Origin of the sequence: Halalkaliarchaeum sp. AArc-GB (genome assembly GCF_031432225.1) — an archaeon.
Taxonomy (GTDB): Archaea; Halobacteriota; Halobacteria; order Halobacteriales; family Haloferacaceae; genus Halalkaliarchaeum.
In genome coordinates, this window is the sequence record NZ_JAVKGM010000008.1 from 95,326 (window position 1) to 120,162 (window position 24,837).

Annotated in this window: 20 protein-coding genes and 1 pseudogene; 7 read left to right on the plus strand and 14 right to left on the minus strand. The window is 64.0% G+C overall.

Annotated features, from left to right (window positions below; translation table 11 throughout):
* Positions 1 to 11: 11 nt before the first annotated feature.
* The 8 genes from RH858_RS09615 to RH858_RS09650 form a co-directional block, all read right to left on the minus strand.
* Entirely contained in the window at positions 12 to 2,519 is a 2,508-nt protein-coding gene (locus RH858_RS09615) for a hypothetical protein (protein ID WP_310561689.1), read from the minus strand.
* A 40-nt stretch (positions 2,520 to 2,559) separates the two neighbouring features.
* Positions 2,560 to 3,774 (minus strand): bifunctional oligoribonuclease/PAP phosphatase NrnA, encoded by a 1,215-nt coding sequence (locus tag RH858_RS09620; protein WP_310561690.1) that lies wholly within the window; start codon positions 3,772 to 3,774, stop codon positions 2,560 to 2,562.
* A 106-nt stretch (positions 3,775 to 3,880) separates the two neighbouring features.
* On the minus strand, positions 3,881 to 4,795 hold the full coding sequence (locus RH858_RS09625) for an SDR family oxidoreductase (RefSeq protein WP_310561691.1): 915 nt from the start codon (positions 4,793 to 4,795) through the stop codon (positions 3,881 to 3,883).
* 5 nt (positions 4,796 to 4,800) lie between these two features.
* Positions 4,801 to 5,226: a DUF5791 family protein gene (locus RH858_RS09630; protein WP_310561692.1), complete on the minus strand. Its 426-nt coding sequence runs from the start codon at positions 5,224 to 5,226 to the stop codon at positions 4,801 to 4,803.
* Between the two features lie 61 nt (positions 5,227 to 5,287).
* Positions 5,288 to 8,482: a hypothetical protein gene (locus tag RH858_RS09635; protein WP_310561693.1), complete on the minus strand. Its 3,195-nt coding sequence runs from the start codon at positions 8,480 to 8,482 to the stop codon at positions 5,288 to 5,290.
* A 1-nt stretch (position 8,483) separates the two neighbouring features.
* Positions 8,484 to 9,296, minus strand: coding sequence for a hypothetical protein (locus tag RH858_RS09640; protein ID WP_310561694.1), 813 nt, complete (start codon positions 9,294 to 9,296; stop codon positions 8,484 to 8,486).
* The gene (locus RH858_RS09645) at positions 9,293 to 9,766 is read right to left on the minus strand and encodes a hypothetical protein (RefSeq protein WP_310561695.1); all 474 of its coding nucleotides are present in this window, start codon (positions 9,764 to 9,766) and stop codon (positions 9,293 to 9,295) included. Before RH858_RS09645 ends, RH858_RS09640 begins: the two co-directional genes overlap by 4 nt.
* Positions 9,747 to 10,259, minus strand: coding sequence for a hypothetical protein (locus RH858_RS09650; protein WP_310561696.1), 513 nt, complete (start codon positions 10,257 to 10,259; stop codon positions 9,747 to 9,749). The genes RH858_RS09645 and RH858_RS09650 overlap by 20 nt, the downstream gene beginning before the upstream one ends.
* Before the next feature lie 115 nt (positions 10,260 to 10,374).
* On the opposite strand from RH858_RS09650, the gene RH858_RS09655 reads away from it, so the two are divergent.
* Together RH858_RS09655 and RH858_RS09660 are read left to right on the plus strand one after the other, a co-directional pair.
* A complete protein-coding gene (locus RH858_RS09655; protein ID WP_310561714.1) occupies positions 10,375 to 11,040 on the plus strand; it encodes a metal-dependent transcriptional regulator in 666 nt (221 codons plus the stop codon).
* 426 nt (positions 11,041 to 11,466) lie between these two features.
* Entirely contained in the window at positions 11,467 to 12,156 is a 690-nt protein-coding gene (locus RH858_RS09660; protein WP_310561697.1) for an HD domain-containing protein, read from the plus strand.
* Positions 12,157 to 12,449: 293 nt separating this feature from the next.
* Here the strand turns inward: RH858_RS09660 and RH858_RS09665 are convergent, their stop codons facing one another.
* From RH858_RS09665 to RH858_RS09675, 3 genes are all read right to left on the minus strand, one after another.
* Positions 12,450 to 14,375 carry a PQQ-binding-like beta-propeller repeat protein gene (locus RH858_RS09665; RefSeq protein ID WP_310561698.1) on the minus strand — a complete coding sequence of 642 codons (1,926 nt, stop codon included), beginning with the start codon at positions 14,373 to 14,375 and terminating at the stop codon, positions 12,450 to 12,452.
* A 217-nt stretch (positions 14,376 to 14,592) separates the two neighbouring features.
* Positions 14,593 to 15,591, minus strand: coding sequence for an NAD-dependent epimerase/dehydratase family protein (locus RH858_RS09670; protein WP_310561699.1), 999 nt, complete (start codon positions 15,589 to 15,591; stop codon positions 14,593 to 14,595).
* Positions 15,592 to 15,640: 49 nt separating this feature from the next.
* Positions 15,641 to 16,129 (minus strand): ArsR family transcriptional regulator, encoded by a 489-nt coding sequence (locus tag RH858_RS09675; RefSeq protein WP_310561700.1) that lies wholly within the window; start codon positions 16,127 to 16,129, stop codon positions 15,641 to 15,643.
* 115 nt (positions 16,130 to 16,244) lie between these two features.
* Between RH858_RS09675 and RH858_RS09680 the strand changes: the two genes are divergently transcribed.
* Entirely contained in the window at positions 16,245 to 17,045 is an 801-nt protein-coding gene (locus RH858_RS09680; RefSeq protein WP_310561701.1) for a hypothetical protein, read from the plus strand.
* Between the two features lie 25 nt (positions 17,046 to 17,070).
* Here the strand turns inward: RH858_RS09680 and RH858_RS09685 are convergent, their stop codons facing one another.
* Complete coding sequence (locus RH858_RS09685; RefSeq protein ID WP_310561702.1) at positions 17,071 to 17,277, minus strand: DUF433 domain-containing protein; 207 nt, start codon at positions 17,275 to 17,277, stop codon at positions 17,071 to 17,073.
* 257 nt (positions 17,278 to 17,534) lie between these two features.
* On the opposite strand from RH858_RS09685, the pseudogene RH858_RS09690 reads away from it, so the two are divergent.
* Both RH858_RS09690 and RH858_RS09695 read left to right on the plus strand, forming a co-directional pair.
* Positions 17,535 to 17,871: pseudogene (locus tag RH858_RS09690) on the plus strand (DUF6516 family protein).
* Between the two features lie 24 nt (positions 17,872 to 17,895).
* Positions 17,896 to 18,345, plus strand: coding sequence for a hypothetical protein (locus tag RH858_RS09695; RefSeq protein ID WP_259534914.1), 450 nt, complete (start codon positions 17,896 to 17,898; stop codon positions 18,343 to 18,345).
* A gap of 42 nt (positions 18,346 to 18,387) precedes the next feature.
* Here the strand turns inward: RH858_RS09695 and RH858_RS09700 are convergent, their stop codons facing one another.
* On the minus strand, positions 18,388 to 19,200 hold the full coding sequence (locus RH858_RS09700) for a nucleotidyl transferase AbiEii/AbiGii toxin family protein (RefSeq protein WP_310561703.1): 813 nt from the start codon (positions 19,198 to 19,200) through the stop codon (positions 18,388 to 18,390).
* Positions 19,197 to 19,811 (minus strand): hypothetical protein, encoded by a 615-nt coding sequence (locus RH858_RS09705; protein ID WP_310561704.1) that lies wholly within the window; start codon positions 19,809 to 19,811, stop codon positions 19,197 to 19,199. Before RH858_RS09705 ends, RH858_RS09700 begins: the two co-directional genes overlap by 4 nt.
* A 283-nt stretch (positions 19,812 to 20,094) precedes the next feature.
* Between RH858_RS09705 and RH858_RS09710 the strand changes: the two genes are divergently transcribed.
* Positions 20,095 to 21,456, plus strand: a complete 1,362-nt coding sequence (locus RH858_RS09710; RefSeq protein WP_310561705.1) for a transposase — start codon at positions 20,095 to 20,097, stop codon at positions 21,454 to 21,456.
* Between the two features lie 762 nt (positions 21,457 to 22,218).
* Positions 22,219 to 24,780, plus strand: coding sequence for a BGTF surface domain-containing protein (locus tag RH858_RS09715; RefSeq protein ID WP_310561706.1), 2,562 nt, complete (start codon positions 22,219 to 22,221; stop codon positions 24,778 to 24,780).
* Positions 24,781 to 24,837: the final 57 nt, after the last annotated feature.

Consider the following 24,837-nt stretch of genomic DNA (forward strand, 5'->3'; position numbering starts at 1 on the left):
TTCGAGCGAATTCACTCGACGGCGACCGTCGCGCCCTCCTCGACGTCGGCTTCCGACACCGTCACTGTCCCGCCGCCGTCGTCGCCGGTGTCCCCGCCGACATCTTCGGTGCCGCCGTCGTATTCGCCCCCGATGTCGTACTCGCCGGGATACGCGACCGTCACCCGGGCGGTGCCGTTCTCGTCGGCGGTCGCCGTCCGCCGGTAGTCGATCGTCTCGCCGGAGACGGTCGCGGTCGTCTCGACGTCGATCTCTGCGCCGGGTTCCCCCTCTATTTCGATCGTCGCACCGGGGACGACCGCGAATGCGGCGACGTCCTCCTCGAGCAGGAGTGCCCGGTAATGAGCGAGCCCGTCTCCGTCCCCTCCGCCGGCTCCGCGTTTCTCGAGCAGCTGGATCTGGGTGGTGTCCTCGGGGAGATCGGCGTCGACGTCGGTGACGACGACGTAGCCGACCCGATCCTCGAACTCCCCGTACCAGCCGTCTGGATCGTCACCGAACCGGAAGTCGTCGTAGTTCGCCATGGCGTAGCCGTAGCCCCGGGATTCCCCGTTGACGAAGTAGTTGTACATCCGGTTGTCGCCCCACCGGCTCAACACGAAGTCGTCGGGATACTCCCGATCTGCCGCCTCCGCGTGCGCGTCGATCCCCTGGACTGCCGCGTACTGGCCGTCGGTGTAGGTCGTCTGGGCGGTCAGGCTCGGAACGTACAGCAGGCTGAAACTACACAGGAGCAGCCCGACAGCCAACAGATACGCCGCCATTCTCGGGTCCGGCAGTTCGAAGGCGCGGTCGTCCCCGTCGTCCTCGCGCCAGGAATTCGATCCCTCGTTGCGCGGAGAGCCCCCCGTGCCACCCTGGAACGGGCGCGGGACCCGGGCGAGATCGACCGCCGACAGCGCGTACACGAAGCCGACCCCGCCGAGCACCGACAGCGGAACCACCAGCTGTGCGGCGAACCTGATCTGGACCGCCGCGAGCGCAATGAAGTAACCGGTGTACACCGAAAGCAACAGCCACCCGGGCTCGTACCGGCGCCAGGTCAGCCAGATCGCCCACCCGAGCACGCCGACCGCGAGGTAGAACCCCACGCCGATCTGGACGAGCGGTCCGAAGAGCACGGCGTAGTCGGGGGTGAAAAGCGAGACGGATTCGGTGTACCCTTCCCGGAGGAAGAGGTCCTCCATTCGCCCCTGCGCTTCGACCCAGTCTTCGGGACGGAGGCGCCGGAACGCAAACAGGCCGGCGGCGGCCACGGCAGCCTGGAGCCCGACGAACAGGCCGGGGTGGAGCTGTTTGCGCCGCCACAGCTCGCCGATTCCGAACACGACGATCGCGCCGCCCAGCACGAGCACCGGCGTGTACGCGACGAAGCTGGAGTGCCAGCCCCAGCTTTCGTGAAGCCCGACCGACAGGAGACTCCCGACTCCGAGCGCGAGCAGGACCGGGAGGTTCGCGAGTGCCGGCGACAGCCCTGCCCGGGCGTCGAGAACGGCACGGAGGCCGACGTAGGCCGCCAGTGGGACGAACACGAGCGGGGAGCCGCCCCACAGGTGGATCGAGACTCCGAGGGCGATCCCGAGTCCGCCGCCGACGAGCCACGACGCCGGCGATCGGAGATGGGCCCGGACGGCGTCGTCTGTCCCCTCGAGTTCGACCCGGCGGGCGAGATCGACTGCGAGCCACGCGAGCCCGAGCAGTGTCACCCCGAGCCAGAAGTACTGGTGGAGTCGATGTTCGAGGAATCCAACGCCCGTGTAGACCGCGTGGACCGGCGCGATCGCGAACAGGAGCACCGACGCCAGCCCGACCCGGACGTCCCGGGTCACGACGAGCGCGATCGCGTACACCACGATCCCGAGCCCGACCATCGCGGCGACCGGGAGCCAGGCGGCCACCGCGTCGACGGCCGCTTGATCGCCCCCGAGGAGGGCGGTGAACCACCAGTTCACTGCGTGAGAAAGCGGGCGCCGGCCCGTCGCCCCGCCGGGCATCTCGGCGAGGATCCCGAGGTTGGTCGGGTCGGCCGACAGTTCGAGCAACTGTTCGATCCAGTATCGATAGAAGTACGGATCGTTTCCGGGCGAGACCACCCGACCCTCGCGGAACACCGATCCGTACTGGGTGAGCCGCATCGCCGCGACCACGAACAGCACCCCGAGAAGCCCCACGAGTGCTCGTGGCTGTGTCCACGGTCGGTCGACGAGCCGTCGCCAGTCGGGGGTGCCGTCCGGCAGCATCCCCGGTGGGGAGGGTCGTTCGTCGGCCGTCGTCTCGGCGGAGTCGCCCGCGAGCACCGCACCCACCGCGTCGACGTCCGACACGCGGTAGTCGCCGTCGACCTTCTCGACGACCCCGCGGGAGACCAACTCGCCGAACGCACCCGAGTCGACATCTACGTCGTGAAACGACCAGGGACCGTCGGTTGTCTCTTCGGTTTCCACGACCGCTCGAACCGCGTCTTCGAGCTCCGGCCGCTCGTCGAGGAGCTCACGGGTCGCCTCGCCGGCGCCTGTCATTGGCGAGTGTGGAGCCCCGGCGTGCAAAAATCTCCCGTTGTCAGACGTCCCCCGCCATCGCGGAGAACATCCGGTCGACCAGCCCGTCGCGATACTGCACGCTGGGGGTGTCGCCGTCGGTGACCGGTTCGGGCGGGATCTGTCCGCCGCCCATCCTGGCGTGGCCGCCGGCACTGGCGTTCGGGATCTCCTCGAGCGCCATCTGGAGGGTCTTTCCCATGTGGACCCGATCGTCCCGCGATCGGCCCGACAGGTGGAGGGTGCCGTCGCGTTCTCCCCAGACGACGACTGCGGTGATCCCTTCAAGCAGGATGAGTTCGTCGGCCGCCTGCGCGATCGCGTCGGCGTTGGTGATCGCGCCGACGTCCGCGACCGCAAACGAGCCGTTCACCTGGCGGCCGGCGATCGCGCGCGCCTTGACGTCGAGCACTTCGGCGTCGACGGCGGGGTTGGCGATCCGATCGAGCAGGTCCTCGTCGACTCCGGGGCGCAGGTAGCCGGCGGCCTCGAAGTCGGCGGTGGAGGCGCCGACGGTCAGGTGGCTCGTATCCGCGAGGATCCCGTACAGCAGCCCCGTCGACGTCTCCGTCGAGACGGTGCGTCTCGTTCCCGCCTCGCTTGCGTGCTGGTCCGGCGGCACCGGGGTCGCATTTACGTCCTGGAAGTACTCCGCGACCATGCTCGAACACGCCCCGTAGTCGGTTCGGACGTCGGTGAACTCGGCGCCGACCCCCTCGCCTGGATGGTGGTCGACGACCGCGAGCGGCAACACGCCGTCGGCCCCCTGGAACCCACGGGGCTTGTTGTGGTCGACCAGTACCACTTCCTCGGTCGCGAGGTCGGTCACGTGCTCGACCCGCTCGAGGTTCACGTCGAGCACCGTCTGGAACGCGCGGTTCTCCTGGTGACGGATCTGTCCGGTGTACTGGATCGTCGGCTCGGTGTCGACCTGGTTTGCAAGCAGCGCCACGCCCATCGCCGAGGCCATCGCGTCGGGATCGGGATTCGGATGCGTCAGCACGGTGATCTCCTCACACTCGCCCAGAACCTCCTGGAACTTTTTCCCCGCTGGCCGTCGCCGACGATAGAGGAGACCGAGCAGGGCGACGGCCAGGATCCCGCCGGCCACCAGGGCGATAAGCTCCGGTTGCGAGCGAACGGTCTCCTCGAGCGCCTGGCGTTGGCTCCCGTCGACGAGCCCTTCGAGCTGTGGGAGGTCCGGGAGCGCCGACAGACCCACCCAACGATACCCCATACCTGGCCCGTAACGACGAACCACTATCAACGTTCCCGCTTTTTTCCTGCCTATCGGCGGTTCATACTAGGATACGTTCGTATTCCCAACCGTGAAAGGATCCCTGTCAGGAGCGATACGCCGCTACGGCCGCACGATAGCCCTCGCGGAACGTCGGATAGTCGAACTCGTATCCGAAGCCACGAAGCCTGTCGTTCGAGCAGCGTTTGTTCGCGCTGATTCGTCGCCGCCGGGAGCCCGAGAGTTCCTCCCCCGCGAGTCGCTCCTCGACGGTGCGTTTTGCGGGTTGATCGACGCCACACTCGTCTGCGAGCCAGTCGGCAAACGTCCAGCGATCGACGGGTTCGTCGTCGACGACGGTGACGACGTCCCCGCGTGCGAGATCCTCCGTCAGGAGGAACGCGACCGCGGCGGCGGCGTCGTCCCGGTGGACCATGTTCAGATACCCTTCTGTGACCGGACCGGAGAGATAGCGTTCGAGCCGGTATCGGCCGGGACCGTACAGGCCGGCAAACCGGGCGACCGCCCCGTCGATCCCGCGTTCGGCTGTCGCCTCCAGGGCGATCCGTTCCGCCGCCAGGAGTATTCGTCCCCGTTCGCTTTCCGGCTCCAGGGGCGTCGTCTCGTCGACCCATTCGCCGCCGTGATCGCCGTACACACCCGTCGACGAGGTGTACACCAGCCGGTCCGGAGTCGACTCCCGACTGGCGTACTCCTCGATCGTGGCCTCGAGCCCGTCGAGGTACACCCGGCGGGCAGCGTCCGCGCCCCGTCCACCGCTGGAGGCGGCGAACACGACCGCGTCGGCGTCGGGAAGTGCTTTCAGGCTCTCCGGATCAGTGACGTCCGCACGTACCGGCTCCAGTCCCGCTTCGTCGACGGCTGCCAGTCCGTCGTCGCTCCGGCGCACGCCGGCGACGGAGAATCCCTCATCCAGGAGCCGCTGTCCCAGTTCGATCCCGACGTAGCCACAGCCGACGATCGCGACGTCGACAGGTTCTGGCGCCGTTCGGTTCGACACGTCGATCACGTCCGCCGTTCGATGGCCGCCTGTATCTCCGCGAGCTGTTCGAGCGTGAATCGGGTTCGACCTTCCAGCGCCTGCTGGACCTCCTGGCCGGTGAGATCCGCCTCGATGTCGGCGGCGAGAGTGTCGACGTCCACCACCGCCGCCGACATCCCCATCAGGAGATGGTCCCGGAGCTCGAAGACGACCGCGTCGGCGCCGGGAAACCGGTCGGTCGTCGCCAGGATCGCGGCCGCCTCTTCGACCGAAAGGTCCGCGGGTTCGTCGTCCCGTAGCGCCTCGAGTGTCGCCCGGTCGACGCCCGACTCGGCGGCGACGGCCTCGACCCCGACGGCGTCGACGACGGACGCGAGTTCCCGCCGGTAGGCGGCGAGTAGCTCACCTGGTGTGCGATCGGACGGGTCATCGACGGCGTCGTACAACATACCGTCTTTCGGGGAACGACGATGAAAACGGTTGCGGGCGACGGGTCGAGTTTCTGCGGCGTCACTCTTCGGGTTCCCACCCCGGCGATCGTTCGTCCGCGACGCCGTCGACGTCGCCGACCCCGCCCGCTTTCGGAGGGACGGCGATCGCGATGGCGGTCTCCGTCTCGAAGGTGACGGGTTCCGTCTCCCCGAGCGTCACCGGCTCGCCGTCGACGTCGACGGTGACAGTTCCGGATTCGCGGACGTACTCGATCGGTTCCTCGTGGGCAGTCCCGCCGGAGGCCCGGACCGAGAACCGGGGATACGTTCCGCGGACCTGAACCCGCCAGACGTTCGTCGTGGCGTACCAGTAGCCGGGAACGGGCGCGATCGGGAGGCCGGCCGGCGTCGCCGCGACGACGTCGTTGCCCCAGTGTTCGCGGGCCCGGTCGGAGCCCTCCTCGATCCCGTCTTCGAGGGCGTCGGACAACGAATCGCGTGCGATCGCCCGGACGCGAGTCGCGGCGTCGGTCACTGGTTCGTCTGGAACCTCGGCGGTCTCGCGATCCGCCGCCCGCTGGGTGGCGACCCGGAGGCGGACGGCAAGCTCGTCGGGGCCGGACTGCTGTCGACCGGCTCGCGCTCGGCCGGCGTCGCTGGTCCGTCCGTGGGCGGCCGCCGCGAGTGTCTCGGCATACGAGCCGTTGCCGACCGCCATCGCCCGTTCCCCGAGCCCATCGTATCGTCGATCCGCAGCTGCGATCGCCTCCCGTCGCTCCCGAGCGGAAAGGTCGGTTTCCTCACGGAGTACGGTGTCGGCCTCGCGGTGGGCCTCGTTCATCCCCTCTTCGACCTCGGCGGCGAGTTCGTCACGCAGCTTCCGGAGTTCCGGATCGGACGCGTGCTCGAGGGTCGCGTTCGTCGCCGAAAGCGTCCGGCCGGCCCGATCCAGGTCCACCGTTCGTCCGGTTCCGAGCACCCGATCGACGATCCCGTCCGCGAGTTCCCCGTGCGGCAGCGTGAAGTAGTTCACGTTCCGGGTCGCAAGCGGCGTCCGGGACTCCGTTCGTCGCTCCTCCTCGTCGGCTCCGAACGGACGGGAGTGTGAGGCGTCGATCGGCGTCCGGGGGAGGTAGCCAGGAGAGCCGACCGGCTCGAACGCGACGGCGCCGCCGGGACCGTCTTCCCCTGCAGGCTCGGGCACGCGATCCATCGGTGCGGTTCGTGCCTCGCGGATCCCCTCGAGCCGATCGATCCCCGGCGCGCCGGCGTCCTCGAGTACATCTGCGAGCGCCCCGCGGGTCTCCGCCTCGCGATCGGCGCGGTGATCGAGTTCTCGCTGGAGCTCCTCGAGGAAGACGGCCCGGACGGCGACACGGGCGCGGTCGTCGACGTCGGCGTATCGGTCCGGAGCGCCCACGAACGACTGTCGTCGGTCGTCGACGCGTTCTGCCAGCGCCGCCTCCGGGCTCTCGGCGCCGGTCGCGATCCCGCCCCGTTCGGCCTCGACGTCGACCGACCGAACGTCTTCACGGAGGGTGCGCACGTCGTCGTACACCCGATCTCGCAAGCCCGCCGGGGGATCGGCGTGGACGACGACCCGGTTTTGACCGAGCTGCTCTCTGTCTTCTCCGCCGTCGAGCCGGCTCACTTCCCGGAGTGCGATCGATTCGAACCCGTCGTCGTCGTCCACGAGCCGGTCGACGGCGCGTTCGCTGGCGTCCCGGAGCGCCGGATCTTCGAGCGGGTCGGACAGTGTTCGATCGGGCGCCACGTCGGTCGGCGCGTGAGCGACGGACACGTCGACGAATGCCCGAAACGTCCGTGTTCCGGTCGCGGTCGTCTCCCGGGTTTCGTTCCCGCCAACCCAGGTTCGACTTACCGTCGTCTGCCGTTCGACCGTCAGCGTCGCGCTCGCGTCGGTCGCCGTGCGTCGGTCGGTCTCCACGACGACTGCATGCTCGACTTCGCGGTCTTCGTTCGCCAGGGACCAACCCGCCGGCGTCGACGTGGACCCGTTCCCCTCCGCTGTCGCGTTCGCTGGTTCGTCCGGTGGAACCGCCGTCGACACCGGCGTGGCGTCGATCTCGGTGATTCGGACGACTCGTTCGCCTTCGACTCGATACGTACGCCGGAACTGTTCGTCCATCCGGTCGAGTGCCTCCAGAAAGGCGACGTCGGCCGTGTGGCCGACCTCGATCGAGGTCGTTTCGTTCGGCGACGGGTTCGCTGTGTCCGTGGCCGCCTCCGACGGGAGTGTGCTGTCGTTGTCGTTCTGGAGGGGATCGACGTCCGTCGCCGCTTTTGACGATTCTGCCGGTTCCTGGTCCGCCTCCGGGATCGTCGCCTCGGCGTCGTCGCCACCAGCGTCGAGGACCACGTCACTCCACCGCTCCCCGTCCAGTTCCGTCGGCGCAAGGAGGTCCTCGAGTCCGGTTCTTGCGGCCGCGATTCGGACGCCTTCCCGACCGCGGTGGTCGTCCGTCCCGAACGTCGACCGCTGGACAGACCGGATCCCGGTGTTGGTCGACAGTTCGACGTGGCGATTCGCGAGCACGTTTTGGATGGGTGTGCCGGCGTACTGGCCGTATCCGCGGGCCCAGACGACCGGGTACAGACGCGCGGTGAGCTGCCGACCGAGTCCGGGCCCCTCGATCGGGCCGCGGTTGAGCCGGGTTTCGAACTGTTCGGTCCGTTCGTGGGCTGCAAGCACTGGCGTCGCAACCGTTACGGTGGCCTCGCGGGTCTCGCGTGCCACGACCTCCCCGTCGCGCTCGGCGACGACGGTCACGTCGTCGATCGTGACCTCGAGGGCGGTCCCGTTGGCGACTCCCTCGATCCGGACCCGTTCCCGAACCCGGGTCAGGTTCTCGGCGGTGGGGTCGTTCCCGGTCCCGAGTTCCGGTGTGGCAACGACGTCGTCGACCTTCGCGCTCGCACCCGGAAGGCGTTCGGCGGCGGCGAGGCCAATCCGGATCCTGAGCGCGTCCCGGAACGGCGAGTTCGGCCTGACGGCGTCGGTGCCCCTTTCGGTCGATCGTGTGACTGGTTCCCGTGCGGCGTCGGCGGCGGCCGAGCGCACCGCATCGCGCACGGCCGCGTCGGCGTCGCCGTCCGCCCGATCGATCGCCCGCTCGACCGACCGATCGACTTCGGTCGGTCCCTGCGTTGCGATCCCCGCGCCGTACGCCACGCTGCTCGTCAAAAGCAGGACGCCAAGCAGCGCGAACGGGATCCTCGCGCGTCGGTCGGACGTGAGGTCGAACTCGGGCACGCTACCACCGCCGGACGACGATCCGGACTGACGCACCGTCCCGGTCGGTACCGTTCGATCGCGTCGACGACCGAGTTGTCGTGTTCGGACCGTCTGTGAGCCTCCCTGCGAGCCCGCCTGCGATCGCCGCGTTCGCCTCCGCGGGCGTTGCACCTTCGAGTGCAGTGTTGTCGCCGAGCGTCAGGGTCGCCGCCTGTCGGTACCGGAGCTCCGCATGGGCAGCCGCCGCGTCGTCGCCCCGGAGGGAGGCACGCAGCGACTCGACCGGGAACCGGTCGTCGACGAACGCCGACGCGAACGACCGGACGTCGTCGGGGTCATCCACGTCTGCCGGATGGAACGGCGTCGGAACCGACACGACGGTCGCGTGGACGGCCGCATCCGTCGGCGGCGTCCGCCCGGCACGCAACTTCCCGCGGAACTCGCTTCCGTCGACGGGTTCCCAGCTGGCGATCACCTGCGTGCGCCCGTCCAGGCGGGCGTCGAGTTCGCGTTCGACCGCCCGGCGGAACGCAACGCCGTCCGGATCGAGGGCGTTGCCGTCGACCCCGGCGCCCGCGACGGTTCCCCTCGCGATCAGCTCCCGGAGCGAGCCGTGCACCCGACGCTCGTCTGCCGGGGCCGTCCCGGTTTCGCCGTCGGGGGTCCGGGGATCGAACGCCACCGTCGCGGTGGTGGCGAGCACGTCGGCGCCGGCTCCGGCCGCGGGGGACGACGCGAACGGACCGGTCGGTTCCATCGCGGAACCGAGCGCCAGCACGCTCGCGCTCACCAGCAGGAGGAACACCCCCGCGTCGATCGCGGTGCTGGTCATTGCCACACCCGCACCCGGAGGGTCCCACGCCTGATTTCGCCCGGCCCGATCCGGACGGCGACCGTCCGATCCGCCCGATGGACGGGGCGGTCGGGTGGGGCCGGCCCGACGGTCCAGCCTACGTCACCGGCGACAGCGAGGGTCACGTTCGACTCGAACCCGGTCGGCATCACGTCGCCGTCGGTGGCGGCGTCCTGGAGTCGCTCGGGATCGACTACGTCGCCGTCGCTGGCGGCCGATCGAAGGGTGTCGAGGGTGGTTTCGGCCGTCCGGTCGCTTCCGGTCCGGTCGTCCCCGGCGACGGCAGCCACGTCGGCGACGACGCCGGCGTAAACCGCGACCCCGGCGATCACGGCCAGCAGCGCGACGAGTGCGGGGACGGGCGAGGCCTGTGCACGACTGGAGAGTGCCGAACGATCGCGTTCCCGGCCGGCCGCCGGAAGCGGGCAGTCAGCCGACGAGTGTGACACGGACGGGCTCCCAGTGGACCTGTCGGACGCGGACCGTACCGTCGGTCGCGTGCCAATTCAGTTCGTCTGCGTCTGCGCCGATCCCGAGGCCGACTTCGACACCGGCGTCCGATCCCGCGCCAGCGTCGATCGCCGCCTGCTGGAACGCCTCCGGGCTCTCGAAGGCGTCCGACGGCGGCTGTCCCCCGAGAACGCTCCGGAGGGGTCCCTCCAGTGCGGGTGTGACCGGCCCGAACGCGAACGCCGCGGTCGCTTCTCCACCCTCCCCGGCCAACCGGAGACCGTTCGGATGGACGGCGATCCGGTCGGCCTCGACGGCGTGGGTGGCGCTGGCGGGGGTGGATCCGGCGGCGACCTCGTCGACGGTTTCGGCGACGCCGGAAGCGTCCGGCGGCGGCGCGGTCGGAAACGTCGACGCGAGGCCGAAGACGACGACGCTCGCGGCGGCCACGCCGATCCAAACGTACCAGGCGTCGATCGGGAGTTCGAACATGGGACGGCGTGGTCCCGGTTTCGCACTTAAACGCTCGGGGGAAGCGACGGGTACGGAGCACGAAAAACCCCGTAGCTATTTGGGGAGGCAGCCGTACGAACGGCCGAAAACGATGATGCTCAGCGACGTGATGGAGGACTATCTCAAGGCGATCTACGTTCTCGAGCGGGAGGAGGGTGCGCCGGTGTCGACCTCCGCGATCGCTGAGCATCTCGACAAGACGCCCCCGACGGTGACGAGCATGCTCGAGAAGCTGGCAGAGCGGGGGCTGGTCGAGCGGGAGAAGTACAAGGGGGTGGAGCTGACCGACGAGGGCCGGACGGTCGCGCTGGAGGTGATCCGTCACCACCGGTTGCTGGAGACGTACCTCACCGAACACCTCGATTACGACTGGAGCGACGTGCACGACGAGGCCGACCGGCTGGAGCATCACATCTCCGAGGAGTTCGAGCGCCGGGTGGCGGAGCTGCTCGACGAGCCCACGGTCGATCCGCACGGCGATCCGATCCCCGGCGTCGACCTCGAACCCGTCCCCGACGACGAGTCGGTGAGCCTCTCGGAGCTCGAGATGGGTGAGACGGGCGTCGTGAGTCGCGTCAGCGACAGGAACGACGAGGAGCTTTCGTATCTCGCCGAGGCCGGGATCAAACCCGGAACCGAGCTGACGGTCGTCGACGTCGCCCCGTTCGGGATGGTTACGGTCCGGACGGATCAGGGCGAGCAGTCGCTACCGGAGGAAGTGGCCCGATCGATCCGGGTGCGGCGTCGCGACGGCGGATGAGATAACAAGGCTCGGAACGAAGCGACGAACACCTTAAAAAGGAGGGGGAGAGCGACGAGTCGAAGTGTCACACCGATGGCGAGGGCCCAAACGGTGCAAGACGACCCGTATCGAACCGATGGCGAGGGCCGAAGCGGTGTAAGACGGCCCGTATCGAACCGATGGCGAGGGCCGAAGCGGTGTAAGACGGCCCGTATCGAACCGATGGCGAGGGCCGAAGCGGTGTAAGACGGCCCGTATCGAACCGATGGCGAGGGCCGAAGGCCCGAGCCATCGGCTTTTTTGGTCCAGCTTTTTTAAGGAGTGGTGTGCGACCGGAGGGAGCACACCCGACGCAAAAAAAGGTGGGTCGTAACGACTAAGAACGAAACACGCTTTCATGTCGGTAATGAACGAAAACGTCTCGCCATCTCGGGAGGTGATACTGTGGGCGTCGAAATAAAGGAGTCAGGGGTCTCCGAGGAGGAGTTCGCGCGGATGAAGCGGTTCGTCCGCGATTATCTCACCGCAAGCGTCGAAAGCGAGGACGACGGCGGTCGGATGCGGTGGTACCCCTGGCACTCCGCCGAATACCGGTTCAACCACATCCTGAACGTGGTCGAACTGGGCGCCACAATCGCCAGCAAGGAGGGCGCCGACGTCGACACCGTTCGCGTGGCGGCGCTGTTTCACGACATCTCCAAACTGGAGGCCGACCAGGACGAACACGCCGAGGAGGGGGCCCGCGTCGCCCGGGAGTACCTCACTGCCCACGGCGAGTTCCCCGAGTCGTTCGTGGAATCGGTCTGTCAGGCCGTCGAGGAGCACTCCTACCAGGGTCCGCTGTCGGACGTGTCTCTCGAGACGCAGTGTCTCATCGAGGCAGACATCCTCGACAAGGTGGGCGCCAACGGCACCGCCCTGATGCTGTTGCGGATGGGCTACGAGGCCCGGTCACACATGGACGCAGCGACGATGGTCGAGCGCGTGCTCGAGCGCGGCCGGGAACACACCGCCCGCCTCGAGTCGGACACCGCCCGATCGATGTCACACCAGCGCCTCAAGCGGGTGAAGTGGTTCCGCGAGTGGCTCGAAGCCGAAGTCACCGAGATGACCGCCGAAGACTCGATGCTGTGATCGGTCGACGCTCGGGAGAACGGCACTCACAGCGCCGACGGGACCGAGCGTCCACGCGAGTGTGCGCACCGAGGACGGCGACCGTGGTTCAAGTCTCTCGATGGAGTCGTAACCGTCGACGACAGCGGAGCACTCACGGTCCTTCGTTACCGACTTACTCTTGGCCCGTGACCTCACTCTGGGTGTAGTGTCTCGCGCTGCGTGTAGGTGTTGGGATCACATGAATGACGTCGGCGACGGCTTTCCGGTTGTCCGCGAAGGTCTACCGGCGCCGGTGGTCGAGCAGCTGGTCGTCACCTCCTACTCGGGTGGGTATCGAAGGCGTAGACGATGCCACCGCCCCGACCGAAGTCCGTCGCATACACGACACCATCGCGGACTGTCGGTCGGTGGCGAGCCCAGAATCGTAGCTCTCTCTGCCACCGCTCCTCGCCGGTGTCTGCCTCGATGGCGTAGAGGTTCCCATCCCGGCTGCCCACGTAGACGCTGTTGTCAGTAATTGCGGGCCGTTCGACCCAGCCGTCGGTTTCGAACGTCCAGTGCACGTCGCCATCCTCGGCGGATAATCGGTACATCGAACCGTCGTGTGACCCGACGTAGATGCTGCCGCCGCGGGGATGGGGACGGGCGGTATCACCTGTATCGAAAGTCCACTGTTCCGCTCCGTCACTGTCATCTAGGGCGTACACCATGCCGGAGCGGTCTCCCACGTACACCGTTCCGTCTCCGTGCGTGACGGACACGGTCGTGTCGTCAGTCGAGTATTGCCACTCGATGGACCCGTTCTCTGCATCGAACCCGTAGACGGTACCCTCGAAGGCACCCGCGTAGAGTTGACCCTCTGAGACCACCGACGGCGCTACCCAGCTCCGGGTCGGGGGGGTAGCCTGCCAGCGTTCCGACCCAGTCGTCACATCGATTGCGGTCACGATACCTTCGGTGTCGCCGACGAAGAGCGTCCCCTCGTGGAACATTCGTCTAGTGACGGACTGGTCTGTGCCCCACGTCCACGCCGCCGATCCGTCTTCAGCGTGAAATGCGTATACCCCGTCAAGGCCAGCGAAAACGACGATGTCGTCGACCACCGTCGGCTGTGGCAGACGCGTGTCGACCGTGTTGGACCAGCGCATGGAGCCGTCCTCCCGGTCGAGTGCGAACACGTCGTCCTCGTTCGTCCCCACGAAGACGACCTCTCCCTCGACGGTGTGGGTTGCCCGGTTCGTCAACCTGTCGTCCTCCCACTCGACGGATACGTTCCACCGCTGTGATCCGTCATCTCGGTCGACGGCCACGACCTCGTCGCTCGAGACGATGACTGCCTCGTCGTGAACGGTGGTGGTCGGGCGCTCACCGACCCGGACGGTCCACAGAGGCAGGGCCGCGTCCACCTCGTCCATCCAGGCCGGTTCCTCGACGTCGATGCCGGGGTCCGTTTCACCCTCGACGTCTGTTCGGATCGACTCCTCGTCCTCAACTACAAGCTCGGTAGCAATACCGACGACGACCCCGTTGGGATTGACGTAGACTGCACACTGTTCGATGTCGATCGCCTCCTCTTGCTCCTCGTCTTCGAATCCGACACCTTCCACGACGTAGAGACCTCGTTCGGGACTCCACTCCGGTTCTGCGAACTCGAAATACGTCCCCAGCTCGTAGTAGTAGTCGAGATCACGCTCGACGCGATCGGCGAAATCGCTGTACTGGGCGGTTCCCCGATCGTAATCCGCCTCGTCACTGACGCGGCGTCGAACGACTTCCCCGTCTCGGTAGAAACGCTCTGTGTGTCGATCAGCATCGAGGGGGTTGTCCGTGATCGCGGTGTCGTTGTGACTCCCTCTGACGTGCCGTGCCGTTTCCTCGTCGCTGTCGCCGACGCCGAGTTTGGCCTGACTGGCAGACACGTCCGCAGCGTCCGGATCGGTAAACTCGGTTACGTGGCCGAACACTTCGAACGGCACACCGTGAATCGCCTCGGCTGTCGCATCACGGGCGGCATCGAGATTGAATCCGTCTGCCACGGCGGCCGGGGGGTCGGCAGGTTCTTCGTGCCGTTGTTCTTCGGTTTCATCGCCATCTTCTTCGGAGGTCGGCTCGGCGGTTTCCGTTCCGTTCTCCTGGTCCTCCTCCGTCGAACAACCCGCGAGCATCCCTGCGAGTCCGACAGCCATGGATGCGTCGAGCAACTGCCGCCGAGAGAGGTCCTGAACGTCTTTACTCACATCGGGAAATTCACTCTTAAACATATATATTCCTTACCACTATAACCGCGCTCTGTATCTTACACAGCGTTTTTGAAAGGTAGTGAGTAAATGAAGGACAGATCAGTACGTGAGTCCCCTATACTTACCATCTCATCGAGTATGACACAAAGGATGCGGGACCCATTCGATGACCCGCTTCTTATAACGAAACCCGTCCACCGAAATCAACCACCGATCACATCGTCTCCAGCACGCCCAGCACGCGTTCTTCGGCATCGCGACCGGGATCGTGTTCGCTGCCGTCTCGGTCGGATTCGAGATGCTCCTCGACGGTGCGTTCCATCGCCTCCCGGAGCGGCGTCGACTCCCAGCCCAGGGCCGCCAGCTTGCAGGTGTCGAGCACGTGGGGGTACTCCCGGTAGAGCACGTAGTCGTCGGGCTCGAGGTCGCCGGCGGCGAGTTCGCGGCCGTCGGCGGCGACGATCTCGATTTCCCGGTCCATGACGTCGGCAATCAGTTCGACCATCTCCCGGAGGGTGACCAGCCGGCGGTCGCCGACGTTGTACGCCTCGCCGGGTTCGCCACGTTCGGCGACGAGCCGGAGCGCGCGGGCGACGTCCTCGACGTAGGCCCGGTGCCAGACGTTGTCGCCGTCGCCCGGGAGCAACACCCGGTCGTGGGTGGCCACGCGGTCGAGCCAGAAGTCGAGCCGTTCGGTGTAGTCGTACGGGCCGTAGACGATACAGGGCCGGACCGACATCGCGTTGACCCCCCGGTTTGCGGCCTCGAAGACGATCCGGTCGCCCTCGGCCTTTCGGTTGCCGTACGTCTCGGCCGACCCGTCGGTGGCCTGTTCGTCGCTGCAGGGACACAGCGGCGTCTCGCCCTCACGTTTCGGGATCTCTTCGCGCCCGTAGGCGGACCCCGAGGAGATGTAGACGTAGCCGTCGACGTCCGCGAAGACCTCGACGGCCGCCTCGACGTCGGCGGGGTAGTAGGCGACGCAGTCGACGACGACGTCCGGGTCGGCGGCGTCCCTGGCGTCCCGGAGGGCGTCCCGGTCGGTTCGATCGCCCCGGACGTGGGTGACGTCATCGGCGTCGGCAAACGGGTTCTCGTGGTTTCCGCGGTTGAGCATGTACACCTCGTAGCCGGCCTCGCGGAACTCCGTGACCGTGTGGCGTCCGATGAAGCGCGTGCCGCCGATGACGAGTGCAGTCGGTGTCCGTGTCATACATCGACCTCGCGTGCGGGAAGAAAAGATCCGGCGGTTCGACGACGAACTATCGGGGTGTACCACCATCGACGGCGTCGAGATCGGGCTCGTCGAACTCGAGTGCGTCCGCGACGGCATCCGGAAGCTTCGGACGGGGTGCCGATTCGTGGCGCTCGATTTTTTCAGTTTTGCGCGTGTTTTCGTAGAGAGCGCGTGCGACCGGAAGTCCACGGAGATACTTGTAGTCGTGGAGGACCTCGATGCCCCGCTCCGTGAATCCGTAGAACTGGGAGGGGAGATCACGCTTTCCCTCACTTGGGTCGTACGTGTAGCGTGCGAGGAGTCCGGCGTCGATCAGCGTCTCCAACTGGTCTTTGATGGCCGCCTGACTCTTCCCAGTCATATACTCGAGTTCGGCGAGCGACATCAGATGGGCGGGGTGGCCCAGCAGCTCCTGGATGATGAGATGGCGCGTATCCTGGGACAGCAGCTTGAACAGCCGCTGCTGTTCCGCGAACGGCCCTGCATCGGCCGCGCCAGTGTCGGTTTCGCTCATACGTGCTGGTACGAGGGAGGGCGCTATAACAGTTAGGGTTGTCCAAGTTGGTTAAATAAGAAAAAACCAAAGTGGTTCAGAAGGGATAAGGTGGTGTGGTTTGAATCGGCAGCTAATGACCGACCCAGGCTCGCCGCCGAAAGCTGGAGAGATTATGGCCGTTGTTCACGAGGCCGTCGGGGGCATCGAACTTGACCCTGCAGAGAAACGGGAAATATGGCGGTTCACCCGGCGTGAACTGCCGTATCTCTGGAGTCAGCGGACATCGTATTTCATCCTGGGGAGCTATCGCGACCCCTATCTCCGCCGGCTTCGCGCCGTCCAAAACGAACTCACGAAGCAGCTCGGTGCCTATCCGTTCATCATGGGTGATCTCCTCGAACTCCCGACTGACCGGCTCAATACGTTCGATATCACGTTTTCGTTGCTTGCGACATACAGCGACTACATCGTCGGCGTCTTCGAGAAGGAGAGTGGTGGGGAGGCGCCCGAGTTGGGCGAGATCGATGACCCCCCGTATTTCGGAAAGTCGTACGTGTTCCCGCGTGATTACGCGTGGGTGACTGACGCGAACCTTGACTCGAAACAGCACGTCATTCAGGCCGCTCTCGAGATCGCGTTCGCAGACGATTTGTCGGCGGATGAAGTCCAAGCAAACGTCGAGTCGCTCATTGATCGCGCACAGGAGAGCGGTCTCGACATCGACGAACAGGAGGTGTGGGATGTGATCGACGACCGGGCAGATGAGGGCGAAGAGCCAGCAACGTACAGCTGGGTCCATCTCAACAAATTCCGCAAATTCGAACTCCACGATCGGTGCTTCCCGTGGACGACAGAGGACGAACTTCGAACTGTGGTTGAGGAACTCCCGTCCCCGACACCGCGTCCGGAGTGGGAAGAGAGTGAGGAACAGTGAATTTCGTCGGCGAGAAACGACAGACTCACGGAGAGACCGTTTCGGGGGGATCGATCGCCCCCTCGGCGACTCGGTCCATCGCATTCCGGTGTCGGTCCCGCACCGCGGCCATCTCGGCGGGGGACATGCCCACGTCGGCGACCAGCTCGACGATCTGGCGCACCGAGATCCGCCGTCCGTCGAGGCGGGGCTCACCGCCGAGCACGTCGTCGGTTCGAACGATCCCTTCCATCACGCGTTACTACTTTGGTTCGACAGATACGGCTTCGTCCACCGGGATGCGTTCCGGTCGTCTCGTCCCCCGTGTTTTTGCCCCATCGAGAGCCAACCATCTCGTCGAGAATCATCGGTTGTCCGCCTCCGATATCGCGACCGGAATCCTGTCGGCTATCGAGGCCGTTCCGGACCGATCCTCCCTTGATCGGGAACGACGCTATTGGTTTGCCCACCAATAGACTTATTCTATTGGTCTGTGTACCAATGGTGAGGATGGCTTCGCTGACCGAGGACGACCGCGATGGCGTGAGCGAAGGGAGGAAGTACCCCGACGGAACTGTCATACGCGTGTTCTGTATGCGGACGGACCGTGACGCGTACCCGTCTGGATGGGCCTACAAGCTCCACTACGGGCGACGGAGCCGGACCCACCTCGCACGCTCGACGATGGGACGATTCGTCGCTATGACAATTCGCACGAAGACACCAACGGGCACGAACTGCACGTCGCACCGGATCCCGACCCGGACACCATCACGGTTCCCGGGATGGTCGAACTCTGGGAACGGTTCTGGACGAGATCCCGAAATCCGAGTTCGAGGTCGAGTGAGGCCATCACACCACGGTGATACCCATGAACGACACCACGCCGCCGCTGCACCCGATGGAGCGCGAACAGCTTCGGGCCGAATCGACCCTGGTCGTGACCGTGAAGTCGTCCAGTGAGTTCCACGACGACGTCACCGACGGCATCGAGGCGCTCGAACGGGACGACGCGGGGGATACCACGCCGACGCTCTCGTTTACTAGCTACGACGACCTCATGAAGACGCTGACGCCGCGCGTCCTCGATCTCATCGAAGCCATCCGTCGGGAGGAGCCATCCAGCATCAACGAGACCGCACGGGTCGTCGACCGGGACGTGAAGAACGTCCACGGGGAACTCGATCGGCTCGCCCAGCTGGGCATCGTCTTCTTCGAGGAGGACGGCCCGCGCAAGCGCCCGGTCGTCTGGTTCGACGAACTCGTCATCACCCTTCCGTTCGATCCGGAGGCTGGCGACACGGCCGCTGCTGCGCCATGAAACTCGAGTTCCACAGATCTCGTGATCTTCGGTGTGAATGTGTTACCGGAGTAACCGGATAATGGATCCGCTGATGAGTTGCGGTTCGATTTGGAGGAGTGTAGCTGCGTCTTCGAATACGGTGTCGTCTACCGCGTTTGCAAATTGCTCAACGTCGGAGTTAGAGACGTATTCCAGTGTGCCGGTCTTCATCTCCGTGTAGTCTGTGACGTACCAGAGAAGAGCATGGAGGTCAGCGACATCCTTCACTCGCTTATGACTCTTATCTCGGTCCGGAAGCGACCGGATTTTCATCGCAGCCAGCAATTCCGGTGGGGCAATCAGTTTGTCGGCAGGGGGCGACCACGACACATACTCCGCCAGCTGCTCACCTTTGTTCTGTTTGAACACCGGTGCCAGGAGTGGTTCCGCTGGCGGTTTGAACCCGAACACGTCTCGGAATGTATCTAGCTCTGTAGTGTCGGGGATGACATCGACGTAGACTTGGAACACCTCATGCAAGCTGTGTTCGCTGGCTTCAGCTTCGGTGATTCGTTCCTGACTGTCGCGGAGGAAGTTCTGGACGAAGCCGAACCGACTCTTCGTATACCCCAACTCTTCGATTGCTGAGATAGAGTCTCCAACCGGCATTTCCGGGAAGTCCTCACCAATCCAACTCGCATCGACATGGACGCCGATATCGATGTCTCGTGACCCAATGTACTCGCGGCCGTGCTCTGAGGAAAACCCGGGGGTGACGTGGAGATGGACTGCCCACCCGCCGAGCAGACAAACCGGCGGGTGGGCTGCTTCAAACACTGCCTGGAGCTCTTGTTCGGAGAGCTCCGTGACCTGCGGTACGTAGTACTGTCTCACCACTGTTGGTCACCATGATACGAGTCGATGAGTTTCTTCGCCGCTTCCTCACACGGTCCGCCCTCCGCAAGCAAATCCAGAATGAGTTGCGGGATAGACACAGTCGAGAAGCCATCGACCGCCTGCTGATTGTAGAAGACGTGGTCGTCAAGAACTCTGATACGAGTGTTTCCACCGCCCAGCAATCCGTTCTCCTCGACGACTGTAAGCCACATATTGATCTCCTTTGGAGCAATGTAGAAGTCAGTGGTCGAGGTGAAGAGAAAGCCCTGATTCAGATTCTCTGCCTGGTATGTCGTTAACGCGTACTGCAAGTCAGTCCCTGCTAGCAGATCCATCGGCTGCTGGAGAGATACCTCCAATTGATTCGGCTCGATCCGCTGATCCAACCACGCCTGGTACAGCTCCACTGGTGCCACGACCTCAGTCCCCTCGACCAACCCCTGCTCTTCAAGCTTTTCAGTGTACTGCCGCGTCCACGGCTCAGACGCCCCCGACAACTGTGCTAACCGGTACTTCGTCAAATCGTCTCCTGTGTGATTCAACAGGACGCGGATGATCCGCTCCTTGTTGAACCCGCGTTCCCGATCCGGCTGCTCCAATAGTGCCATGATACGTTGGTTACCTCGAAAACTTATATACCTAACCACTGCATTGGCTGATTTGATTACTTAAATACCGAACCACACAACGGAGAGAACCACTGATATTCACCCAATTCAAGACGGAGGCCCCATCCTCAACGAGCGCAGGGGTTCCGATCGTCAATCGGAAGAAGCACAAGCGAGTAGGGGTGGGGAGGAAGCCGACAACAATCTGGACAAACCGACACACACAGCCAGATCTGACGTCCCAACCGTAACCTTTACAATTTTAAAATCCGACATATTGTGTATGGTGGAAGCGAACCGAACTGTTGTGATTCCTCTCAAAATTCCATCAGAATCACAATCCGACTTCCACCAGACTATCTTGCCGTATGTCTACTGCCAGCAGGAAGCTGTCGAACACTGCTGGCCAGACACACCGAAACAGCCAGCCGATCTGCAAACCAGCAAGCAGGATGCCGAAAACGCACTCTACGACCGGCTTCGAGACGAGACCAACGAACAACTCCACTCGAATCTCGTCCAGAAAGCCATCAAAGACGCAACCAGCGCGATCTCCTCGTGCAAGACCAGCTGGGAGAACGGCGACCGTCTCAGCAAACCTGATTTTTACGACCGTGAGCGGGCTGGCTACACGATGACCTACGACAAACGAGCCGCCACCTACGGTCGGTACGAAGCGACGTTCTCGACGCTCAACGGCACTGTGACCTGTAGATACGAACTGCCAGCAGAAATCGAGGGAACGCCGTACGGTGAGTATATCCTGGACAGACGGTGGTCGTTTTCCACGAGCAAACTCGTCTTTGACGGCGAGCGGTTCTGGCTCCACGCGGTGATGCAACGCCAGTTCGGAGATGACCCAGTGTATGCACCCACGACGGACAATTCAAGTTCAGACACGCATGAGGACACTCATCGTGTACTCGGCGTGGACTTGAACGTCGATGGGGCAACAGCGGTGACGTCGACTGGCCAGTTCTACGGCAACGCCGATGCACTCAACGCCTACCGTTTTGAGCAAGAACAGTTACGCGGCGAACTTCAGCAAACAGGAACGCGAAGTGCCCATCTCCGGTTTCAACAGCGGCGCGGCACGGAGTGGCGATACTACGACCAGTACGCCCACCATGTTGCCAATGCCATCAAACAGGAAGCCCTCCGGGTTCGTGCCACCCACGTCGCCTTCGAGGAGTTGACGCGGATTCGCAAGCGCATCTCGAATCTGCCCAAGTTCCAGCACTGGCTGTTCAAAAAAGTCCGCACGTACACCGAATACAAGCTGGAAGGATACGGTGTGACTGTGGATACAACGACCCCCGAGTACACGAGTCAGGGCTGTAGCCGCACAGATTGTGAGTGTGTGGACGAAGACAATCGGGACGACAAGCACTTCGAGTGCGTTGAGTGTGGGTATACAGTAAATTCGGATTACAATGCGGCCAAGAACATCGGATTCCGGTATCTCTGTGAGGAGCTATCCAGCCCGGCGAGCCGCACGTGTTCGTCCGGGCAGGCCACGAGTCAACTGGCCTTGGTGTCGGGGACACTCTCACCAGACGGCAGTTTTGCCGAGCATGAGTGGGTGTCCACCGACAAGTCCCACCCTCAACAAGCGAGTGGCAGTTCATCTGCCCGAGCGCAGTAGGGTGGGGTAGTTGACTATCTCCCCTGCGACACGCCCTCGATTGCTGATGGCGCGGGAGATCGACCGCCACGACACCGACGCCGAACTCGACGAGGACCGTCGGTATGCCAGGCGATGAGGCCGACGTGTTGCAGTTGTCCGTTGAAGCCCAGATTGATCAGGGGCGGTCCCCGAACATGATCCGACTCTCTCCCCGGTCCGGACTCTGAACCTCCAACGATCAGTCCGAAGAACTGCGTCGCCGGGCCGAAACCGGGAAGAAACACCCGTTTCCCTCACGAAACCCGCCACATGGCCCTTATAAACCCGCAGTGGAACCACCCCGTTGTCAGACTGTCGTCAGACGCTCGATCGAGCCTACACACCCCGGGAATCGACCCATCCCCGCCCACAGCCAAACCCCGAAAAGCCCCGGACGGGAGCACGTCGACAGCGACCCACGCCCGGACCGGCGACGCCCCCGGGACCGCAATCGCACCGCGTCTCCGGTGGCAGAAAGTATTTATGCACCCATTAATCCGCGAGAAGCGCGCTACCGCCCGAAATCGGGTGTGTCAACGGTTGGCGCGCCTGACGCGTCACCACAAAGCATTTAATACAAGCGGCAGTTGTTATGACCGTACCCCTACCCATGGTGGCAGTACCGAGTATCCCAGGTCGAGTCCGGATGTCGGCGACGACGACGACGGCGGGTGAGGACGGCCGGACGGTCGAGACCGGGAGAAAGTGACTGACGCCGGAAGTACAACAACAACACAACACATGACAAGAGAAACTACATATCGCGAAAAGGGACGCGCAGTGTTCCTGGCAGCGATCATGGTCGTCTCCATGCTCGCCATCGGTGGCGCCGGCTTTGCCGGCTCCGCCGCGGCGGTCAATGACGACGTATTGGATGAGAAAGGTGCCGATTATCAACTGTCGCAAGTGGATGCCCTCGTTTGGCAGGGTCAGCAAGTCCTTATAGACGAAGAGGACTTCGAGAACCCAACTGCCGGGGAATACGAGATTCGTCAGGTCGATTCCGACAACGTTGGCAATCCCGGATCACTTGAAGAGCAATTTACTGTCGATGACGATGGTCATTATGTGATCGACACTGGTGATCTCGCCAGTGGAGAGTACGGGATTGCTGTTAGCACAAATCAGTGGGTCGAGATCGAAAGTGAAAGTGAAAGTGAGTCTTTCCTGTTTGAGATTGCCACTCAGCGCCTCGACGCTGACTTCGATGAGGAAGAAGTAGATAACGACGGTCCTGGTGCCATCACTGAAATCGAGTTCGACTCGAACCGTGGCACCTACAGTATCGTCGCGAGCGCTGACGGTGACCTCGACGAGGACGAATTATACGATATCTTTAACGAAGAAGGTGACTTCGACGATGTCGAATACACTGACGACGACGACGAGGTCCTGCTCGTTGATGTGACTGACGGCGTGTACGACCTCAACTTCACCAGTGTTGACGCTGGTGACTACGACTTCGACTTCGAAGTCGAAGACACCACGGCTGCTGATTCGGATTCGATCACTGTCGTTGAGGCCGATGAAGGCGAACTGGGCCTCGACGAGCAGATTATCACCGAAAACCAGGGTGACATTGCAAACATCACCGTCACCTTCGACGGCATTGCCGAGACCGGTACCGTCGTGATCGGCGATGAAGACGATGTCGGGTATCAGGCTAACATCTCCGTTGACTCCGACGGAGAGGACGAAATCCATCTCCACTTCAACACCTACACAGCTGGGATGGAAAGTGCAACTCAGGATGATGTAGTTACGGTTGATGGCGATGGTGACATCACCGACTTCGAGCAGACCGAACTGGACGGCTCCCCGATCCTTGATCAGGGTGACTATGACATCTCCGTGAAAGCGTACGACGGGGATGACTTGTCGGATGCCGCAGCTGAGACGCTGGAGAATCCGGACACTCTCGGGACGCTCGTGATCGAGGATCGCGAGACGCTCGACCAGACTATCTGGACGGCCTCCGAGAGCGTTGCCGGTGATCTCGAAGACATCGACGACCTCGAAGACGCAATTGACGACGGAGACGTGACAATGACGGACACTGTCGCTGAAGGTGACTCCGTCATTCACGAAATCCAGGCATCGGGTCTGTCCGGACTTCTCGCATCTGAGGACGACGACCTAGTCACGGCACTTGAGGCGCTTACTGATGAGGGCAATGAGGCTGGTGTCGGTGACGATGCCGCCCTGAACCTCCGTGTCCGCCAGACGGCAGACACGACGGATCCGAACGAACCGCGCAAGGTGCTGAACGTCCTTGACGCCAACACTGAGGTCATCGAGAGCGAGGACGGCGACACGCTGTTCCTCATCTATGACCTCGACCAGGCAGAGGCTCAGACTGGTGACACTGCTGAAGACGGTGAGGAGTACGACGCACGGTTCCGCGTGCAGGACGAGCGGCTCCTCGACATTGACGAGGACGACCGCGACGAACTTACCGCCACCGAACTCCGCAACCAGTACTACCAGGCTGTCTTCGCGGACTTCGCCGTTGAAGAGCGCGAGTTCGAATTCGACCAGGATCCGTACAACGTGACGGCTGACGAGGATCAGCTGATCGAGGGCACGTCTAACGTCGCCCCCGGTACGGAAGTGAACATCCGCGTGCGCTCGGCAAGCGGCACGTCCCCGTCGTTCATCAAGACGGCTGAGGAGGTCCGCGTCACCGCTGACGGCACCTGGTCGGCTGAATTCGACTTCAGCGACCAGAACGTCGGTGACGAGTACACGGTCACCGTCCGCCAGGCCGGGATTTCCCCGAACCCCTCGGTTGACGGCACGGTCGTCGAAGAAGACGTCGACCCGGCCTTCTTCGAGGTCTCTGACCTCGACGCACCGGCCGAGATCGACGTCGGTGACGAGGTGACCGTCTCCGCGACGATCACCAACACTGGCGACGAGGAAGCGACCCAGGAAGTCGAATGGCAGCTCGAAGGTGACGTCGTCGACAGCGAAGAGGTAACCCTCGACGCTGACGAGGACACCACCGTCGAGTTCACCGCGACGCCCGACCTCGACGCCGGTGACTACGAGCACGGCATCTACACCGACGACGACAGCCAGACGGCAACGCTGACTGTCGAAGCGGAAGACACGCCGACTCCGACCGAGGAACCCACGGAGGAGCCCACTGAGGAGCCTACCGAGGAGCCTACGGAGGAGCCTACGGAGGAGCCGACCGAGGAACCGACGCCGACTGAGGAAGAGGAGACGCCCGGATTCGGTGCCATCGCGGCACTGATCGCGCTCATCGCGGCCGGCATGCTGGCGTACCGTCGCCGGTAAGCTGTCCACGATGACGTGAGGTGAGCACACGCTCGCCTCGCTGGACGTCGACTCCAA

What these genes read in the sequence shown, in the direction of transcription:
- RH858_RS09655 (WP_310561714.1), top strand. Translation starts at nt 10,375, where the DNA reads ATGCTCAGCGACGTGATGGAGGACTATCTCAAGGCGATCTACGTTCTC.
- RH858_RS09615 (WP_310561689.1), bottom strand. Translation starts at nt 2,519, where the DNA reads ATGACAGGCGCCGGCGAGGCGACCCGTGAGCTCCTCGACGAGCGGCCG.
- RH858_RS09680 (WP_310561701.1), top strand. Translation starts at nt 16,245, where the DNA reads ATGACCGACCCAGGCTCGCCGCCGAAAGCTGGAGAGATTATGGCCGTT.
- RH858_RS09640 (WP_310561694.1), bottom strand. Translation starts at nt 9,296, where the DNA reads ATGACCAGCACCGCGATCGACGCGGGGGTGTTCCTCCTGCTGGTGAGC.
- RH858_RS09650 (WP_310561696.1), bottom strand. Translation starts at nt 10,259, where the DNA reads ATGTTCGAACTCCCGATCGACGCCTGGTACGTTTGGATCGGCGTGGCC.
- RH858_RS09685 (WP_310561702.1), bottom strand. Translation starts at nt 17,277, where the DNA reads ATGGAAGGGATCGTTCGAACCGACGACGTGCTCGGCGGTGAGCCCCGC.
- RH858_RS09695 (WP_259534914.1), top strand. Translation starts at nt 17,896, where the DNA reads ATGAACGACACCACGCCGCCGCTGCACCCGATGGAGCGCGAACAGCTT.
- RH858_RS09675 (WP_310561700.1), bottom strand. Translation starts at nt 16,129, where the DNA reads ATGAGCGAAACCGACACTGGCGCGGCCGATGCAGGGCCGTTCGCGGAA.
- RH858_RS09705 (WP_310561704.1), bottom strand. Translation starts at nt 19,811, where the DNA reads ATGGCACTATTGGAGCAGCCGGATCGGGAACGCGGGTTCAACAAGGAG.
- RH858_RS09710 (WP_310561705.1), top strand. Translation starts at nt 20,095, where the DNA reads ATGGTGGAAGCGAACCGAACTGTTGTGATTCCTCTCAAAATTCCATCA.
- RH858_RS09670 (WP_310561699.1), bottom strand. Translation starts at nt 15,591, where the DNA reads ATGACACGGACACCGACTGCACTCGTCATCGGCGGCACGCGCTTCATC.
- RH858_RS09630 (WP_310561692.1), bottom strand. Translation starts at nt 5,226, where the DNA reads ATGTTGTACGACGCCGTCGATGACCCGTCCGATCGCACACCAGGTGAG.
- RH858_RS09620 (WP_310561690.1), bottom strand. Translation starts at nt 3,774, where the DNA reads ATGGGGTATCGTTGGGTGGGTCTGTCGGCGCTCCCGGACCTCCCACAG.
- RH858_RS09715 (WP_310561706.1), top strand. Translation starts at nt 22,219, where the DNA reads ATGACAAGAGAAACTACATATCGCGAAAAGGGACGCGCAGTGTTCCTG.